The 16,411-nt window shown below is 60.9% G+C and carries 16 protein-coding genes; 11 read left to right on the top strand and 5 right to left on the bottom strand.

Translation table 11 applies throughout. From position 1 onward, the window contains the following. Positions 1-21 precede the first annotated feature (21 nt). Entirely contained in the window at positions 22-186 is a 165-nt protein-coding gene (locus tag ACODR9_RS07010) for a hypothetical protein (protein ID WP_488808429.1), read from the top strand. A 28-nt stretch (positions 187-214) separates the two neighbouring features. On the opposite strand, the gene ACODR9_RS07005 is transcribed toward ACODR9_RS07010, so the two are convergent. The 3 genes from ACODR9_RS07005 to parC are packed head-to-tail and all read right to left on the bottom strand — an operon-like array spanning position 215 to position 5,470. Beyond that, positions 215-1,549 (bottom strand): sigma-54-dependent transcriptional regulator, encoded by a 1,335-nt coding sequence (locus ACODR9_RS07005; protein WP_488808435.1) that lies wholly within the window; start codon positions 1,547-1,549, stop codon positions 215-217. Beyond that, positions 1,542-3,098, bottom strand: a complete 1,557-nt coding sequence (locus ACODR9_RS07000; RefSeq protein WP_488808427.1) for a two-component system sensor histidine kinase NtrB — start codon at positions 3,096-3,098, stop codon at positions 1,542-1,544. The genes ACODR9_RS07005 and ACODR9_RS07000 overlap by 8 nt, the downstream gene beginning before the upstream one ends. Next, positions 3,095-5,470: a DNA topoisomerase IV subunit A gene (gene parC / locus ACODR9_RS06995; protein WP_488808425.1), complete on the bottom strand. Its 2,376-nt coding sequence runs from the start codon at positions 5,468-5,470 to the stop codon at positions 3,095-3,097. The genes ACODR9_RS07000 and parC overlap by 4 nt, the downstream gene beginning before the upstream one ends. 123 nt (positions 5,471-5,593) lie before the next feature. On the opposite strand from parC, the gene ACODR9_RS06990 reads away from it, so the two are divergent. Further along, positions 5,594-6,064, top strand: a complete 471-nt coding sequence (locus ACODR9_RS06990) for a GNAT family N-acetyltransferase (protein ID WP_488808420.1) — start codon at positions 5,594-5,596, stop codon at positions 6,062-6,064. Between the two features lie 17 nt (positions 6,065-6,081). On the opposite strand, the gene ACODR9_RS06985 is transcribed toward ACODR9_RS06990, so the two are convergent. Next, the gene (locus ACODR9_RS06985; protein ID WP_488808418.1) at positions 6,082-6,813 is read right to left on the bottom strand and encodes a BPSS1780 family membrane protein; all 732 of its coding nucleotides are present in this window, start codon (positions 6,811-6,813) and stop codon (positions 6,082-6,084) included. A 325-nt stretch (positions 6,814-7,138) separates the two neighbouring features. On the opposite strand from ACODR9_RS06985, the gene tkt reads away from it, so the two are divergent. From tkt to mobA, 9 genes are all read left to right on the top strand, one after another. Further along, a complete protein-coding gene (tkt, locus tag ACODR9_RS06980) occupies positions 7,139-9,124 on the top strand; it encodes a transketolase (RefSeq protein WP_488808416.1) in 1,986 nt (661 codons plus the stop codon). A 113-nt stretch (positions 9,125-9,237) separates the two neighbouring features. Continuing rightward, positions 9,238-10,251 carry a type I glyceraldehyde-3-phosphate dehydrogenase gene (gene gap, locus ACODR9_RS06975; RefSeq protein ID WP_488808414.1) on the top strand — a complete coding sequence of 338 codons (1,014 nt, stop codon included), beginning with the start codon at positions 9,238-9,240 and terminating at the stop codon, positions 10,249-10,251. Between the two features lie 505 nt (positions 10,252-10,756). Continuing rightward, the gene (locus ACODR9_RS06970) at positions 10,757-11,932 is read left to right on the top strand and encodes a phosphoglycerate kinase (protein ID WP_488808412.1); all 1,176 of its coding nucleotides are present in this window, start codon (positions 10,757-10,759) and stop codon (positions 11,930-11,932) included. A gap of 74 nt (positions 11,933-12,006) precedes the next feature. Beyond that, the gene (locus tag ACODR9_RS06965) at positions 12,007-12,636 is read left to right on the top strand and encodes a LysE family translocator (RefSeq protein ID WP_488808411.1); all 630 of its coding nucleotides are present in this window, start codon (positions 12,007-12,009) and stop codon (positions 12,634-12,636) included. Positions 12,637-12,744: 108 nt separating this feature from the next. Continuing rightward, positions 12,745-13,809 carry a class II fructose-bisphosphate aldolase gene (fba, locus tag ACODR9_RS06960; protein ID WP_488808409.1) on the top strand — a complete coding sequence of 355 codons (1,065 nt, stop codon included), beginning with the start codon at positions 12,745-12,747 and terminating at the stop codon, positions 13,807-13,809. Positions 13,810-13,938: 129 nt separating this feature from the next. Then, positions 13,939-14,079, top strand: coding sequence for a hypothetical protein (locus ACODR9_RS06955; RefSeq protein ID WP_488808407.1), 141 nt, complete (start codon positions 13,939-13,941; stop codon positions 14,077-14,079). Further along, entirely contained in the window at positions 14,076-14,327 is a 252-nt protein-coding gene (moaD, locus tag ACODR9_RS06950) for a molybdopterin converting factor subunit 1 (RefSeq protein ID WP_488808406.1), read from the top strand. Before ACODR9_RS06955 ends, moaD begins: the two co-directional genes overlap by 4 nt. A gap of 1 nt (position 14,328) precedes the next feature. Next, the gene (gene moaE, locus ACODR9_RS06945; protein ID WP_488808405.1) at positions 14,329-14,787 is read left to right on the top strand and encodes a molybdopterin synthase catalytic subunit MoaE; all 459 of its coding nucleotides are present in this window, start codon (positions 14,329-14,331) and stop codon (positions 14,785-14,787) included. Continuing rightward, positions 14,784-15,365 carry a molybdenum cofactor guanylyltransferase MobA gene (mobA, locus tag ACODR9_RS06940; protein WP_488808404.1) on the top strand — a complete coding sequence of 194 codons (582 nt, stop codon included), beginning with the start codon at positions 14,784-14,786 and terminating at the stop codon, positions 15,363-15,365. Before moaE ends, mobA begins: the two co-directional genes overlap by 4 nt. Here the strand turns inward: mobA and ACODR9_RS06935 are convergent. After that, on the bottom strand, positions 15,313-16,254 hold the full coding sequence (locus ACODR9_RS06935) for a LysR substrate-binding domain-containing protein (RefSeq protein ID WP_488808403.1): 942 nt from the start codon (positions 16,252-16,254) through the stop codon (positions 15,313-15,315). The genes mobA and ACODR9_RS06935 overlap by 53 nt on opposite strands. Between the last annotated feature and the right edge of the window lie 157 nt (positions 16,255-16,411).

The following is a 16,411-nucleotide window of genomic DNA, read 5'->3' as shown; positions in this document are numbered from 1 at the left end:
GCTTTATGAAATGCGGGTTTTATGACTGTTTTGCTGCGGGTGCACAGCCAGCAGCATTCTGCCGCCCATGTCGGCACTGACCAACGGGGAAAACTGGCGCAAAAAGCTGGCCTCGGTGCTGGCACAGGCAGCAAAAAGCCCGGCTGGGCCGGGCTTTTTGCCAATATTGCATCCGTCTCTATGTAATCTGTCTATATAGATGGTTTTAGGACTGTCATTTGATCCCCAGTCTGTCCATGCGGTAACGCATGGAGCGGAAAGTAAGACCTAACAACTTGGCTGCCTGGGTGCGGTTGAAGCGGGTTGCATCCAGCGCTTTGAGGATGGCTTCACGTTCCACCCGATCCAGGAACATCTGCAGGGGTTCGCTACCGGCGTAGCCCATGCTGTTTTCCGTGTCATCCAGCGTCTGGCAGGGGGTGAGCTGCAAGTCGGCGACATCGACCTTGTCGTCGCCTGCCAGCGCGATGGCACGTTCAAGAATGTTTTCCAGTTCACGGAAGTTGCCCGGATAGTTATAGGACAGCATGGCCTTGACTGCATCCGGCGTCAGACGTGGGCGGCTTTCTGGTGTGGCGAAACGGTCCAGCAGCGCGCCGATGAAACGGGGAATGTCATCACGCAGCTCGCGCAGCGGCGGCATGCGCAGTGGCAATACATTGAGCCGGTAGTAGAGGTCTTGCCGGAACTGGCCGGCCTCAACCAATGCGGCCAAATCCTTGTGAGTTGCACAGATGATGCGGGCATCGACGGGGTCTTCCAGCGGGCTGCCGAGTTTGCGCACCTTTTTTTCCTGGATGGCGCGCAGCAGTTTTACCTGCATGGTCAGCGGCAGATCCGCTACTTCGTCCAGAAACAGGGTGCCGCCGGTGGCTTGCTGGAAAAACCCGTCACGGTCACTGTCGGCACCGGTAAATGCGCCTTTGCGGTAACCGAAGAATTCGCTCTCCATCAGATTTTCCGGGATGGCCCCGCAGTTGACCGGAACAAATGGCCGTTCGGCGCGCGCGCTTTGTTCGTGTACCAGCCGGGCGGCTTGTTCTTTGCCGGTGCCTGATTCTCCGCTGATGTAGACCGCTGCCTGGCTACGCGCCAGTTTCTCGATCATGCGCCGCACCTCCAGCATGGCGGGTGAATCACCGACCAGGCGCTCCACACCCAGCGGCTTGCCATTGCCTTCTACCTTTAATACCGATTTCACCAGCGTGCGCAATTGCGCTAGGCTGATGGGCTTGGACAGGTAATCAAAGGCACCGGCTTTCATCGCCTTGACGGCGTTTTCGGTGCTGCCATAGGCGGTGATGATGGCGCTGGGAATATCCAGTGCCTGCTCGGCGATGAACTCCACGACTTCTATTCCTTCGCCATCGGGCATGCGCATGTCGCTGAGTACCAGATTGAAGGGTTCGCGCAGCAGCAGCGCCTTGGCATCGGTGACATTGCCTGCGGTGACCACATCCAGACCCATCTTGAGCAGAGTGAGTTCGAGCAGTTCGCGGATATCCGGCTCGTCGTCCACCACGAGCACACGCAGGGGGTTCTTATTCATAGGCATGATGACAGCTTAAACGGAAAACTCCGCCCGGCGGGATATAGTCGAGCCGGGCATCATTGGCTTCAGCCAGTTCGCGGGCGATATACAAGCCCAGGCCGGTGCCGCTGCTTTCTGTGGTGAAGAAGGGTTCAAACAGGTGGGCCTGGGCGTCTTCGCTCATGCCGGGGCCATCGTCAAATACATGAATCAACACTTGCGCTTCAACCTGGCTGACTTCGATGCGCACCGCGCCATGCACGCGCGAGGAGTGACGCCAGGCGTTGGCCACCAGGTTGGACAGGATCTGCCCCAGATGGCCACGGTCAAAATATACGCTACCGGTACTATAGAAAATGGGGAGTATGCGACCGGCAGCTTCTGGCTGTGCCATGCCGAACTGATCGAGGAAGTCGGCCAGAAACGGTGACAGTTTGATGGTTTCGGTCTTGACCCGGTCACGCCGCCCCAGCATCAGCACTTCTTCCACCAGGCCATTGATGCGCTTGGCGTTGTCGCGGACGATGCGGGTTAGCCTTTTCGTGGCGGCATCTTCCGCCCCCTCGGCCAGCAGGTCGCCAGCATGGGAGATGGCCGCCAGCGGGTTGCGGATTTCATGGGCGATATTGGCGGTAAGCCGGCCCAGTGCAGCCAGCTTGATGCGTTTGGCTTCTTCGGCCATATCGGCCATATCGCGCAGGAACATCACCACGCCGCGCAGATCGCCGGCCAGAATGGGCACCATGCGACCGGCCAGCTGCCGGCCACGCACATTGCGCTCGACAAATACCGGCATGGGCGAATGGCTGTTGAGGCGCCAGCGCTCCACCACCGGGCTTAGCTCGGGCAACAGAATGCCACGCTGCATATTGGGAAAGTAGCGCACTGCCTGGGCATTGAACTGCCTGACGGTGCCGGTTTCGTCCAGCACGATGACCGCATCGCGCTGGCTTTGCAGCACCAGTTCGTTCAGGCGGTTGAGGTTGGCAATTTCCCCGCCACGGCGCGAGGCCAGCTCTTCGGATTCGCGCGCCACGCGGGCCAGTTGATAAGTGACCACCGAGGTGACAAAACCCGCCAGCGACAGCAGGCCGGTCTGGAACAGATCGGTGGTGCTGCCAAACAGCATTTCATGCCGATAGTGTTCATAGCCCACATAGCCGAACAGGCTGGCAGTGGCAATGGAGGCATAGAACAAGGCAAAGCGTCCGGAGGACAGCAACCCGGCCACGGCCAGATAGGGCAGCAGCAGCATGCCATAGCCGCTTTTTACCCCGCCGTTCATGCCCATCAGCAGCACAATCATCAGAATGTCAGCGGCAATGGCCAGCGACAGCTGCAGGGTGTGTCCCACCTTGCCGTTGCGCAGTGCAAACCAGCAGGCAATCAGTCCCCCATATACCATGGACCACAGATAGAAGCGCCCGCCACCGCCGACCAGCGGCTGTCCTTCCGAGCCTTGCAGCAGGGACATAAACAGCAGCACCAGCAACATGAGTGCACGAAAGCCATTGACGAAGGCCAGGGCCTTGCGCGGAGTCAGCGGCAGCGGGCGATCCAGCATCATGGCGTGTCAGCCGCCGGCAGGTCGCCAATGGCCGATACTGTCCACTTCTTCGGCATCAGCTTGCCTTTTTTGCCGCGCTTGGCGTCGAATTCGGCCAGGGCCAGTTTTTCATCCGCCACTTTGCCGCGTACCGATACCGTAGCCAGCAGCGCCTTGTCGCCCTTGACCAGGCCAATGGCGGTCAGCGTCTCGCCAGCATCCAGCGCCATCAGCATCAGGCCACGCCCCTTGGCCATTTCCTTCAGCTCGCCAGCAGGGAAGGCCAGCAGGCGGCCATTATCTGCTGCAGCCACCAGTCGCATGGCCGCCAGATCGGCATGACTGGCTACCGCTACCGGGGTGATAACGGTTTCACCATCGTCCAGCGTGAGGAACGCCTTGCCGGCCTTGACCCGGCCCGACATGTCGCTGAGCTTGGCGATGAAGCCGTAAGCACCGGAACCGGCCACCACAAAGCGGGCATCGTCCTTGCCGGAAATCATCTGCGCCGGCTTGGCACCGTCCTGCAAATCCACCAGCGAGGCCACCGGCACGCCGTCGCCACGGCCAGTCGGTACATCCGCCGGGTCGATGGTGTAGGCGCGGCCCTTGTTATCCAGCACGATCACCGACCACACGGTACGGGTTTCCACCACGGTGTGCAGACCGTCGCCATCCTTGAAGGCCAGCGCCGACAGGTCGACATTGTGGCCGACGCGGGCGCGGATCCAGCCTTTTTGCGACAGGATAATGGTGACCGGCTCGTCGGCAATGGTCTGGGTGAGAACGGCGCGCTCGGCCGCCTTGATTTCACTGCGGCGCGGGTCGCCATACTTGGCGGTGTCGGCCATGATTTCGTCGCGCATCAGGCGGGTGAGGGCGTCTGGCGTATCCAGCACATGGCGCAGGCCTTCACGCTCTTCGCGCAGCTCGGACAGCTCTTTCTCCAGCTTGAAGCCTTCCAGCCGCGCCAATTGGCGCAGGCGGATTTCCAGAATGTCCTCGGCTTGGGCTTCGGACAGGCCAAAGGCTTTCATCAGGTCGGGCTTGGGTTCGTCCGATTCACGGATGACGCGGATGACTTCATCAATATGGATGAAGGCAATCATGCGGCCTTCCAGAATATGAATGCGCTTTTCCACCTGACCCAGGCGATGCTTGAGGCGACGGGTAACGGTGCTGCGGCGGAAGGCAATCCACTCGCTCAGAATGGCCTTGAGGCCCTTCTGCGCCGGGCGGCCGTCCAGGCCGATCATCACCAGGTTCATCGAGGCATTGCCTTCCAGGCTGGTTTGCGCCAGCAGGATATTGATGAACTCGTCCGGGTCCTGACGGCTAGACTTGGGCTCAAACACCAGCCGCACCGGGCACTGGCTGTCCGACTCGTCGCGCACGCGGTCCAGCAGCGACAGCATCAGGCTCTTGAGGTTTTGTTGCTCCTGCGTCAGCGCCTTCTTGCCGGTCTTGAGTTTGGGGTTGGTGGCTTCTTCAATCTCGGCCAGCACCTTCTGCGCGGAAGAGCCGGGCGGCAACTCGGACACGATGACGCGCCACTGGCCACGCGCCAGCTTTTCCACTTCCCACTTGGCCCGCACCCGCACACTGCCACGGCCACCTTCATACGCCGCCAGAATATCGTCGAAAGGCGTGATGATCTGGCCACCGCCGGGAAAATCCGGGCCGGGGATGTAGTCCATCAGCTGGCGGGTAGTCAGCTCCGGGTTGGCCAGCAAGGCCAGGCAGCCGCGCGCCACTTCGGTGAGGTTGTGCGGCGGGATTTCCGTGGCCATGCCCACGGCAATGCCGGAAGCCCCGTTGAGCAGCACCATGGGCAGGCGCGCCGGCAGCAGGGCGGGCTCTTCAAAAGCGCCGTCGTAGTTGGGCTGGAAATCCACCGTGCCCATGTCGATTTCGCCCAGCAACAGCTCGGCAATCGGCGTCAGCCGCGCCTCGGTGTAACGCATGGCGGCGGCACCGTCGCCATCGCGGCTGCCGAAGTTGCCCTGACCATCAATCAGCGGGTAGCGCAGGGTGAAGTCCTGCGCCATGCGCACCAGCGCCTCGTAAGCCGAGCTGTCGCCGTGCGGGTGGTATTTACCCAGGATTTCACCCACCACACGTGCCGACTTGACCGGCTTGGCCCCATGCACCAGGCCCATGTCGCGCATGGCATACAGAATGCGGCGCTGCACCGGCTTCTGGCCGTCGGCCACTTCGGGCAGGGCACGGCCCTTGACCACGCTCATGGCGTATTCCAGATAGGCACGCTCGGCATACTGGTCCAGCGGAATCCAGTCGCCCGACTGCGCATCTGCCGGCGGGGCGGGCGGTGTCACGGGCGGCTGCATGCCGGTGGCGGGCAGCGTATCGTCAAAGAGATCATTACTGTTCATGGGCAGAGCTTGCTTGTGTGATAGGTTTACACGTGTTCATTTGCAGCGACGCCTCCACGGTTTTCAGCACCATGCTGGCAGGACAGGCGCGCTGCGCCATTCATTTTCGAGGGCAATTCTACTATGGCCAGCCTGTTGCAGTGGCAATGCCACCCGTTTGACGGCTTTTCCCCGCTTGCGCTGTATGAAATGCTGCAGCTGCGCGACCGGGTTTTCGTGGTGGAGCAGCAATCCATCTATGGCGATGTCGACGGTGTCGACCTGCATTGCCACCACCTGCAAGGGCGGGATGGTCACGGCAAACTGCAGGCTTATGCCCGCCTGATTGCTCCTGGAGAAAAATACCCGGATGCCAGCGCCATCGGCCGGGTGGTACTGGAACCCGCCGCCCGGGGCAAAGGCCTGGGACAGCAGTTGCTGGCCGAGGCGGTAAACCACTGCCTGCAACTGTGGCCTGCAGCGCCCATCATGCTGTCGGCCCAGACCTCCGCCCAAGGGCTGTACGAGCGCTTCGGCTTTGTTGTGGTGTCGTCCCCCTATGACGATGGCGGCATCCTGCATGTGGACATGCGGCGCGGCGCACTCAGCCACTGAGCCGGCCCCGGGCCTGCTCAATCTGCCCGTGGCGCGAACAGGTCTTTCCAGCCGGTGTATGCCGTGACATACAACACCGGAAACCACAGCAACAAACCCAGCCCAAGCGGCAGCAAGGCAAGAAACAGCAACAGGGCCAGCATGAAGGCAGACAGCAGCACCGCCTGCCAGTTGGCCAGGCCGCCACGAAAGCTGTCGCGCAGCGCCTGCCACGGCCCCAATCCGCTCAGCACCACCAGCGCCGGGGCAAACCAGTAACACAGGCTAAGCAGAAACATCAGCGCTGCGCTCAGCAACATGAACAAGCCGATGGGCCCCTCCAGCCGGGGCAACTCCTGCGCACCCTGCGCAGCAATTACCTGGATGCCCAGCAAGGGCATGGCGGCACTGAGCAGCATCATGGCAAGCAGCAAAACCGCCAGATACAGCATGCCGACATTCAGCAAGGCGCGGGGTGCCTGACGAAAACCGGCGAACAGGGCGCTCAACTTCAGCTCGGTCCCGCGCTCGGCCTGTTGTGCCGCTAGGACAAAGCCACCGGCAAACACCGGCCCCAGGAAAAAGGTAAGCGGCGGCCCCAGCATGGGGATGGCCGCCACGGCAAAGTGGATGAGCAGATAGCCGCCAGCCAACAACATCCAGGTCAGCGGTTGTTGCCGCACCAGATAAAACGCCTCCACGATCCAGCGCCAGCCACGTGCATAGCCCACCTGGCGTGCATCGATGCGTGCGGGGAAATCAGTCTGCATGCTTGCTCCTGTCCGGCTGTTTCATGGTGAAAACCCAAAATCCTGCGCCGACTGTCCATGAGAGCGGGGTGCAGGTCAAGCCCATCATCCAGCCGCCCCTGGGCAGACAGCGGAGGCTGCATGCAGCAATGCTGCCAACAAAGCATTGAAAATGCATGAAAACGGCGCACAAGCTGCGCCGTGAAGGTTGCCGCAATGCGGCAAAATCAGCGATAATTCCATGATTTCGCGGCGGTTAATCCATGCCGGTGCCATGCACGGGCCACGGGCTGACTGTCGTACCGCGTCTGTCCCGCCCCCTTTACAGTTTTGAGGTTTTCCCGAAATGGTCACCCGAACCGAGCTAGCCAACGCCATTCGTTTCCTGTCTATGGATGCAGTGGAGAAGGCCAAATCTGGTCACCCTGGCGCCCCGATGGGCATGGCTGATATCGCCGAAGTACTGTGGCGCGATCACTTGAAGCACAATCCTGCCAATCCTTCCTGGTCCAACCGTGACCGCTTCGTGCTCTCCAACGGGCACGGCTCCATGCTCATCTACAGCCTGCTGCACCTCACCGGCTACGATCTGTCCATCGAAGACCTCAAGAATTTCCGTCAGCTGCACTCCAAAACGCCGGGTCACCCGGAATACGGCTATGCACCGGGCGTGGAAACCACCACTGGCCCGCTAGGCCAGGGCATCACCAATGCAGTAGGCATGGCGCTGGCCGAAAAAATGCTGGCCGCCCAGTTCAACCGCGACGGCCACACCGTGGTCGATCACAACACCTGGGTATTCCTGGGTGACGGTTGCCTGATGGAAGGCATCAGCCACGAAGCCTGCTCGCTGGCCGGTACCTGGGGCCTCTCCAAGCTGATCGCCTTCTGGGACGACAACGGCATCTCCATCGACGGCCATGTTGAAGGCTGGTTCACCGACAATACCCCGGCCCGCTTTGAAGCCTATGGCTGGCAAGTGATCAAGAACGTCAACGGTCACGATCCGGTGGAAATCGCCACCGCCATCGAAACCGCCAAGAAGGGCGACCGTCCGACGCTGATCTGCTGCAAGACCACCATCGGTTTTGGCTCGCCCAACAAGCAAGGCACCCACGATGTGCACGGTGCACCGCTGGGCGCGGCTGAAATTGCCGCCGCGCGCGAAACCCTGAAATGGCCGCACGCGCCGTTTGAGATTCCGGCCGACATCTACGCTGCCTGGAGCGCCCGCGACAAGGGCGCGCTGGCCGAGATCGAATGGAACAAGCAGTTTGATGCCTATCGCGCTGCTTACCCGGAACTGGCTGCCGAATTCGAACGCCGCATGCAGGGCGAACTGCCCGCTGCCTGGGCCGAAGCCCGCGATGCCGCCATCGCCAAGATCGTGGACGCCGCCCAAACCGTGGCCACCCGCAAGGCTAGCCAGATTGCACTGGAAGCCTTCTCGCCCAGCCTGCCGGAATTCGTTGGCGGCTCCGCCGACCTGACCGGCTCCAACCTGACCAACTGGTCTGGTTCCAAGTGGATCAACGCTGAAGGCCAAGGCAACTACATCAGCTACGGTGTGCGTGAGTTCGGTATGGCCGCCATCATGAACGGCATGACGCTGCACGGTGGCCTGCGCCCCTACGGCGGCACCTTCCTGATGTTCAGCGAATACGCCCGCAATGCACTGCGCATGGCCTCGCTGATGAAGATCAACCCGGTGTTTGTATTTACCCACGACTCCATCGGTCTGGGTGAAGACGGCCCCACCCACCAACCGGTGGAACAAGTGGCCACGCTGCGCCTGATCCCCAATCACCACACCTGGCGTCCGTGCGACACCACCGAAGCTGCGGTGGCCTGGGCCCATGCCATCGAACAGAAATCCACCCCGAGCAGCCTGATCCTCAGCCGCCAGAACCTGCCCTTCGTGCAGCGTGATGCGCAGCAGGTGAAGGACATCGCGCGTGGCGGCTACGTGCTGCGTGATGCTGCCGATGCCAAGGCCGTGCTGATTGCCACCGGTTCGGAAATCGAACTGGCACTGAAAGCACAGGAAGCCCTGGCCGCCGAAGGCATTGCCGTGCGTGTGGTGTCCATGCCCTGCACCAATGTGTTCGACCAGCAGGACAAGGCCTGGCAGCAAAGCGTGCTGCCGTCCGGTCTGCCGCGTCTGGCCATCGAAGCCGGGGTACCGGACGGCTGGCGCAAGTACGTTGGCCTGGAAGGCGACGTAGTGGGCATTAACCACTTCGGCGAATCCGCTCCGGCCGGCGTGTTGTTCAAGGAGTTCGGCTTCACCGTCGACAATGTCGTCGCCAAGACCAAGAACATCATTCAATAAAAAAGCACAGGCCACCCCATCCAAAAACAAAGCAGGGGTGGCCTTATTTTCATGGTGTCTCCATTCTGACCCGCTCACGCGGGGAGGCACCAGTTTTCCGGGAGAGTAATAGCATGACCATTCGCATCGCGATCAACGGCTACGGCCGCATTGGCCGTCAGGTACTGCGCGCCATTTACGAATACAACCTGCACAACGATTTCAAGGTTGTTGCCGTCAACGCAACCGGCGATCTGGCCACCAACGCCCACCTGACCAAGTTCGACACCGTACACGGTCGTTTTCCGGCAGACATCGCTCACGATGAAGAAAACCTGCTGATCAATGGGGAAAAAATTCCTTTCTTCTCCACCCGCAACCCGGCTGAACTGCCGTGGAAGGCACTGGATGTCGATCTGGTACTGGAATGTACCGGTGCGTTCACCAGCAAGGAAAAGTGCCAGGTTCACCTGGATGCCGGTGCCAAGAAGGTGCTGATTTCCGCACCGGGCGGCGACGACGTGGACGCCACCATCGTGTACGGCGTAAACCACGACGTACTGACCAGCGCCATGACCGTGGTGTCCAACGCGTCCTGCACCACCAACTGCCTGGCACCGGTGGCCAAGGCACTGAACGACACCATTGGCGTGAGCAAGGGCCTGATGACCACCATCCACGCCTTTACCAACGACCAGGTGCTGACCGACGTGCGTCACAAAGACCTGCGCCGCGCCCGTTCCGCCACCGAAAACATGATCCCCACCAAGACCGGTGCCGCCAAGGCCGTAGGTCTGGTACTGCCGGAACTGAAGGGCAAGCTGGATGGCTTCGCCGTGCGCGTTCCCACCATCAATGTTTCGCTGGTTGACCTCACCTTCAAGTCTGGCCGTGACACCACCAAGGACGAAGTCAACGAAATCCTGCAGGCCGCTGCCGAAGGCCCGATGAAGGGGGTGCTGGGCTTCAACACCCTGCCGCTGGTTTCCTCCGACTTCAACCACAGCACCGAAGCTTCCACCTTTGACGCCACCCTGACCAAGGTAACCGGCGGCAATATGGTGAAAGTGCTGGCCTGGTACGACAACGAGTGGGGCTTCAGCAACCAGATGCTGAAAACCGCGCGCGCCATGTTCGAGGCCAAGTAACACGCTGGCCCTGCCGGGCCATGTAGCAAACGAAAGCAGGTAGGACGCAGGTCCGCCTGCTTTCGTGCGGTAACAGTACGGGCGAGTGAGCCGGTTGAGCCATGCTCCCGCCGCACCGACCCAAGGCAAACACACCCGCCCCGGCTGCGGCTTAGCGCGGCGAACAAAATAGCGTAGCGTCCTGAGGCAAGGCGCGCCGACGCCGACAGTACAAGGGTACGGCAAGGAGGCGCAACGCAGCTACAGGGTTTTTGTCAGCGGCGCTTAACAGCCAGCAGGGCAGGGTGCAAGTGCCAACTGCTGTAATAAATACACTACTTGATCTGCTGTCTGTTACGCATGCAGACAGCCCGGTACAGTAGCGACAGCGATAGCCCGCATAGCGACAGAGCAGCTAATCAAATGGCAATGCGCTTACACTATCGCCAAGCCCGAACCCGGCTGTACGGCCTTCCCCCACGAAGGCGGTCGCCAATTGCATTCAACAGATAAAAGCGAGCCACCGATGAAATTCAACAAACTGACCGAGCTGGATCTGGCCGGCAAACGCGTGCTGATCCGTGTTGACATGAACGTGCCGGTGAAAAATGGCGTGCTTGGCGACGACACCCGCATCCGCGCCAGCCTGCCTTCCATCGAACACAGCCTGAACGCCGGTGCCGGTGTCATTCTGATGACCCACCTGGGCCGCCCGACCGAAGGCGAACCCAAGCCGGAAGACAGCCTGGCTCCGGTGGTCGAGCGCCTGTCCACCCTGCTGGGCAAGCCGGTACGTCTGGTTGCCGACTGGCAGGCCGGCCTGAGCGTGGCTGCCGGTGACGTGGTGATGCTGGAAAACGTACGCCTGAACAAGGGCGAGAAGAAGAACAATGCCGAGCTGGGCCAGGCTTACGCCAGCCTGTGCGACGTGTTCGTCAACGATGCCTTTGGCACCGCCCACCGCGCCGAAGCCTCCACCCACGCCGTGGCCCAGTTTGCCCCGGTAGCCTGCGCAGGCATCCTGCTGGCAGCCGAACTGGACGCACTGGGCAAGGCCCTGCTGGCGCCGGCACGTCCGCTGGTGGCCATTGTGGCCGGCTCCAAGGTATCCACCAAGCTGACCATTCTGGAATCGCTGGCCGACAAGGTGGACCAGCTGATCGTCGGTGGCGGCATTGCCAACACCTTCTTGCTGGCCGAAGGCAAGAACATCGGCAAATCGCTGGCCGAGGCTGATCTGGTCGACGAAGCCAAAAAAGTCATCGCCAAGATTCGCGCCCGTGGCGGCAATGTCCCGCTGCCCAGCGACGTGGTGTGCGCTACCGAGTTTGCCGAAACGGCCACCGCCAGCACCAAGAACGTGGCCGAAGTCAGCGCTGAGGACATGATTCTGGACATCGGCCCGGATTCGTCGGCAGAACTGGCCGCCATCATCGCCAAGGCCGGTACCGTGGTATGGAACGGCCCGGTTGGCGTGTTCGAGTTCGACCAGTTTGGCAATGGCACCAAGACGCTGGCCCAGGCCATCGCCCAGTCGCCGGCCTTCTCCATTGCCGGTGGCGGTGACACGCTGGCCGCGATTGCCAAATATGGCATTACCGACGACATCAGCTACATTTCCACCGGTGGTGGCGCTTTCCTGGAATTCCTGGAAGGCAAGACCCTGCCGGCAGTGGCCATTCTGAGCGAACGCGCCGCCTGATCGCCGTCATCACCACATGCAAGTGAATGGCGCGGCCAGCGCGCCATTCTCCCCACCCTTGCCGGAGCACGGCCATGCCGCTGAATACCTGGTTGCTGTTTGTCACTACCGTATTTTTTGTTTCCGCTACGCCCGGCCCCAACATGCTGCTGGCGATGACCCACGGCATTCATTACGGCGTGCGTCGCACTGCCGTCACCTGCCTGGGCCTGATGATAGGCCTGGGCATCATCATGCTGGGTTCAGCCGCCGGGCTGGGGGCCTTGCTGGCAACATCAGAACAACTGTTTTCCATAGTAAAATACGCCGGTGCCGCCTATCTGATTTATCTGGGCATCAAAACCTGGCGCGCCACGCCACAACCAGTAACAGAAGTGGCCGAGGACAGCAGCAAGAGCCATACCCCGTGGATGATGTTCCGCACCGGTTTTCTGGTGTCGATGAGCAACCCCAAGGCCTTTATCTTTTTTACCGCGCTGTTCCCGCAGTTCATGGACGCGCGGCTGCCGCAGGGGCCGCAGTTGGCCATCCTGGCGGCCACGTTTTACGTGATTGAAGCCTCCTGGCAGTTTGCCTATGCCAGTGGTGGTGCCCGCCTGGCAGGCTGGCTCAACAGCGCACAGCGGCTGAAGCTGGTAAACCAGGTATCCGGTGGTGCCTTTGTCGGTGCCGGCCTGTTGTTGTCTGGTGTTTCCCGCCATTAGGCGGCTTGCATGACCGCATTCGTAATTGGACTGCTGCTGTACCGCAGCCGGCAGTCCTCGATTTAACACCCATGCCGCCAGATCGCGGCATGATCTGAGGAGATTTTCATGGCACTCGTTTCCATGCGTCAGTTGCTGGACCATGCAGCCGAATTCAGCTACGGCCTGCCGGCTTTCAACGTCAACAATCTGGAACAGATGCGCGCCATCATGGAAGCCGCTGACAAGTGCGATGCACCGGTCATCGTGCAGGCTTCCGCCGGTGCTCGCAAATACGCTGGTGCGCCCTTCCTGCGCCACATGATCCTGGCCGCCGTGGAAGAGTTTCCGCATATCCCGGTGGTGATGCACCAGGACCACGGCACCAGCCCGGACGTATGCCAGCGCTCCATCCAGTTGGGTTTCTCTTCCGTGATGATGGATGGCTCGCTGAAAAGCGACGGCAAAACCCCGGCCAACTACGACTACAACGTGGATGTCACCCGCACCGTAGTCAACTTCTCCCACGCCTGCGGCGTGTCGGTGGAAGGTGAAATCGGCTGCCTGGGCAGCCTGGAAACCGGCATGGCCGGCGAAGAAGACGGCGTGGGCGCCGAAGGCGTGCTGGACCACAGCCAGCTCTTGACCGACCCGGAAGAAGCCGCCCGCTTCGTCAAGGATACCGGCGTGGATGCCCTGGCCATTGCCATCGGCACCAGCCACGGCGCGTACAAGTTCAGCAAGAAGCCCACCGGCGACGTGCTGCGTATCGACCGCATCAAGGAAATCCACGCCCGCATCCCCAATACCCATCTGGTGATGCACGGTTCGTCTTCGGTACCGCAGGAATGGCTGCAGATCATCAACGAATTTGGCGGTGAGCTGGGCGAAACCTACGGCGTGCCGGTGGAAGAAATCGTGGAAGGCATCAAGCACGGCGTGCGCAAGGTCAATATCGATACCGACCTGCGTCTGGCCTCCACCGGTGCCATCCGCCGCTTCATGGCGCAGAACCCGAAAGAGTTCGACCCGCGCAAATACCTGAAGGCCTCCACCGAAGCCATGCGCGATATCTGTATCGCCCGCTACGAAGCGTTTGGTGCCTGCGGTCAGGCCAGCAAGATCAAGGCCATCAATCTGGACACCATGGCCAATCTGTATCTGAAGGGCCAGCTGGCGCAAATCGTTAAATAAGCACCATCCAGTCTTCCTGCAAGCCCGCTCGATGAGCGGGCTTTTTCATGTCCATCCGCCCACTGACGCATAGCGGCATCCCCCATCAGCAGCATTGGCGCAAGCCACGCCATTGCTTACACTGCAATGATGAGCGAACTGTTATCTCCCCTAGAATGGTTTTTTGTCATTCTGCTGGCCGTAGTTCCACTACTCGGGCTGGGTTTCCACCTGTGGATCATGCTGCTGGGACATGGCAACAACGACAAGCGCACCAAGGACCAACTATGAAACTCGACATCCTGTATTTTGCCCGTCTGAAAGACAGCTTTGGCATGGGTACTGAACAGCTGGAAACCGAGGCAAGCAGCGTGGACGAACTGCTGACCGAACTGCGCCAGCGCGGTGGCAACTGGAGCAGCGAACTGGCTGCCGGCAAGGCTTTCCGCGTGGCACGCAACCAAGAGCTGGTGCGGCTGGATGCTACCCTGAGCGATGGTGACGAAGTCGCCATCTTCCCACCGGTCACCGGGGGTTGAGATGGCATCATTTACCGTACGGGTACAGCGTGAAGGCTTTGATTGCGGCAACGAAATCGCCCGGCTGTCCGGCAACCCGGCCTGTGGAGCCGTCGTCAGCTTCAGTGGCCTGGTACGTGACTATGGCGACAGGCAGGACATTGCCGCGCTGGAGCTGGAGCATTACCCCGGCATGACGGAAAAATCCCTACACGCCATCATCGAACAGGCCCGTAGCCGCTGGCAGCTGCAGGCCGCCACCATCATCCACCGCGTGGGCCGGCTGGCGCTGGGCGAAGCCATCGTGCTGGTGGTTACCGCCAGCAGCCACCGCAAGGACGCCTTTGCCGCCGCCGAATTCCTGATGGACTTTCTCAAGACCGAAGCACCGTTCTGGAAAAAGGAAATCCAGCAGGACGGCAGCGCGCACTGGGTGGACGCCAAGCACAGCGATCAGGCCGCCATCGGTCGCTGGCAATGAACTATACCGCGCTGATCCTGGCCGGTGGCCAGGCCAGCCGCATGGGCGGCGTGGACAAGGGCCTGGTGGAGCTGGCAGGCCAGCCACTGATTGCCCGCACCCTGCAAGCCCTGGCAGCACAAAGCCAGCCTCCCGGACAGATACTGATTTCGGCCAACCACCATCTGCAGCAGTACGCCGCGTATGGGTATCCGGTATTGCCGGACAGCCTGCCCGACTATCCCGGCCCCTTGGCTGGCCTGCTGACCGGCATGCAGGCCGCACCGGACGCAGTTTTGCTGATGCTGCCCTGCGATGCCGTCTGTCTGCCAGCAGATTTTGCCGCCCGCCTGCTGGCGGCGCTGCCGCGACTGCAGGCCGTCAGTGCCAGCGATACCGAGCAATGGCACCCCAGCCTGCTGGCACTGCAAGCGGGCTTGCTGCCCATGCTGCAGGATTATCTGACGGCAGGGGGCCGCTCCATCCGTGGCTGGCTGGCCGGGCTGCAACACGACACTGTGCAGTTCGCGCAGCCCTTTCCCAATCTCAATACCCTGGCTGCGGTCCAGCAGCTGGAACAACAGTGGCCGGTTGACTGACACTGTCCAGCAGCCAGCGCTTGAACAGCTGCGCATTGTCACTCAGTGATGCATGGCGCGGGTGCACCAGAAAATCCACCTTGCCGCTGACAAAGGCAAACGGCCCCAGCCGCTTGAGCACGCCCTGCTGCAACAAATCCCGCGCCATGAATTCCCAGCCCAAGCCGATGCCCATGCCTTGCAGTACGGCGTTGAAGGCCAGCGTTACCTGATTGAACATCGGCACCCGTTCCGGCGGGGTATAAGTCAGGCCGAAATGGCCAAACCAGTCATGCCAGTTGATGCAGTTCCAGGCTGATGAGTCCAGCTGGATCAATGGCAGTTGCGCCAGATCCGCTGGCTGGCTGATGTCGGGAAAGTCCAGCTGCGCGCTATACACCGGGTACACCACCTCCGGGAACAACGGCTCGGCAGCCAGCGAACTCCAGTGGCCATCACCATAGAAAATGGCAAAGTCGTACTCCGCCACACTGGCTTCATCCATGCTGTTACTGGCGTGAATATTGACGGTGATGTCAGGATATTGCTGGCTAAAAGCCACCAGCCGGGGGAACAGCCAGAACTGCGCCACCGCATGGGTACAGTTTACGGTCAGCGTGTGGCGGTTATGTTCGGCTTGCAGCCGCACCACGCTACGCAGCAAGGATTGCAGCATGGGGCCGACCTCACGCTGCAGTGCCAGCCCGGCCGGGGTAGGCTGAATGCCACGCACCAGACGCTCGAACAAGGGTAGCTTGAGCCAATCTTCCAATGCCCGAATCTGTTTGCTCACCGCACTTTGCGTCACGCACAGCTCGGTAGCAGCCTTGGTAAAGCTGCCATTACGCAGTACCGCCTCAAAGTGGATCAGGCTTTCCAGTGGCGGCAGGTTTTTCAGATAACGGCTCATATGCTTGCCTCCTCGCTTGGCCATGCCCGGCTGTCATTCCGGTTCAGCATCTTAATTCCAGTCGTGATACTAACCCAGACAAGCCATACAGGCGGAAAGACATTCCTACAGAGAATGCGTAGATGCCGAGATATCCTTTGTCGTACAAGCGTGTGAG

This window comes from Aquitalea sp. FG25 (assembly GCF_057809375.1).
The sequence above is the reverse complement of the archived record's forward strand: the minus strand, read 5'-3'. Positions and strand labels throughout refer to the sequence as shown.

Bases quoted from the DNA above. Each gene is read 5' to 3' on its own strand.
- ACODR9_RS07010 (WP_488808429.1), top strand. From the start codon at position 22: ATGACTGTTTTGCTGCGGGTGCACAGCCAGCAGCATTCTGCCGCCCAT.
- ACODR9_RS07005 (WP_488808435.1), bottom strand. From the start codon at position 1,549: ATGAATAAGAACCCCCTGCGTGTGCTCGTGGTGGACGACGAGCCGGAT.
- ACODR9_RS07000 (WP_488808427.1), bottom strand. From the start codon at position 3,098: ATGATGCTGGATCGCCCGCTGCCGCTGACTCCGCGCAAGGCCCTGGCC.
- parC (WP_488808425.1), bottom strand. From the start codon at position 5,470: ATGAACAGTAATGATCTCTTTGACGATACGCTGCCCGCCACCGGCATG.
- ACODR9_RS06990 (WP_488808420.1), top strand. From the start codon at position 5,594: ATGGCCAGCCTGTTGCAGTGGCAATGCCACCCGTTTGACGGCTTTTCC.
- ACODR9_RS06985 (WP_488808418.1), bottom strand. From the start codon at position 6,813: ATGCAGACTGATTTCCCCGCACGCATCGATGCACGCCAGGTGGGCTAT.
- tkt (WP_488808416.1), top strand. From the start codon at position 7,139: ATGGTCACCCGAACCGAGCTAGCCAACGCCATTCGTTTCCTGTCTATG.
- gap (WP_488808414.1), top strand. From the start codon at position 9,238: ATGACCATTCGCATCGCGATCAACGGCTACGGCCGCATTGGCCGTCAG.
- ACODR9_RS06970 (WP_488808412.1), top strand. From the start codon at position 10,757: ATGAAATTCAACAAACTGACCGAGCTGGATCTGGCCGGCAAACGCGTG.
- ACODR9_RS06965 (WP_488808411.1), top strand. From the start codon at position 12,007: ATGCCGCTGAATACCTGGTTGCTGTTTGTCACTACCGTATTTTTTGTT.
- fba (WP_488808409.1), top strand. From the start codon at position 12,745: ATGGCACTCGTTTCCATGCGTCAGTTGCTGGACCATGCAGCCGAATTC.
- ACODR9_RS06955 (WP_488808407.1), top strand. From the start codon at position 13,939: ATGAGCGAACTGTTATCTCCCCTAGAATGGTTTTTTGTCATTCTGCTG.
- moaD (WP_488808406.1), top strand. From the start codon at position 14,076: ATGAAACTCGACATCCTGTATTTTGCCCGTCTGAAAGACAGCTTTGGC.
- moaE (WP_488808405.1), top strand. From the start codon at position 14,329: ATGGCATCATTTACCGTACGGGTACAGCGTGAAGGCTTTGATTGCGGC.
- mobA (WP_488808404.1), top strand. From the start codon at position 14,784: ATGAACTATACCGCGCTGATCCTGGCCGGTGGCCAGGCCAGCCGCATG.
- ACODR9_RS06935 (WP_488808403.1), bottom strand. From the start codon at position 16,254: ATGAGCCGTTATCTGAAAAACCTGCCGCCACTGGAAAGCCTGATCCAC.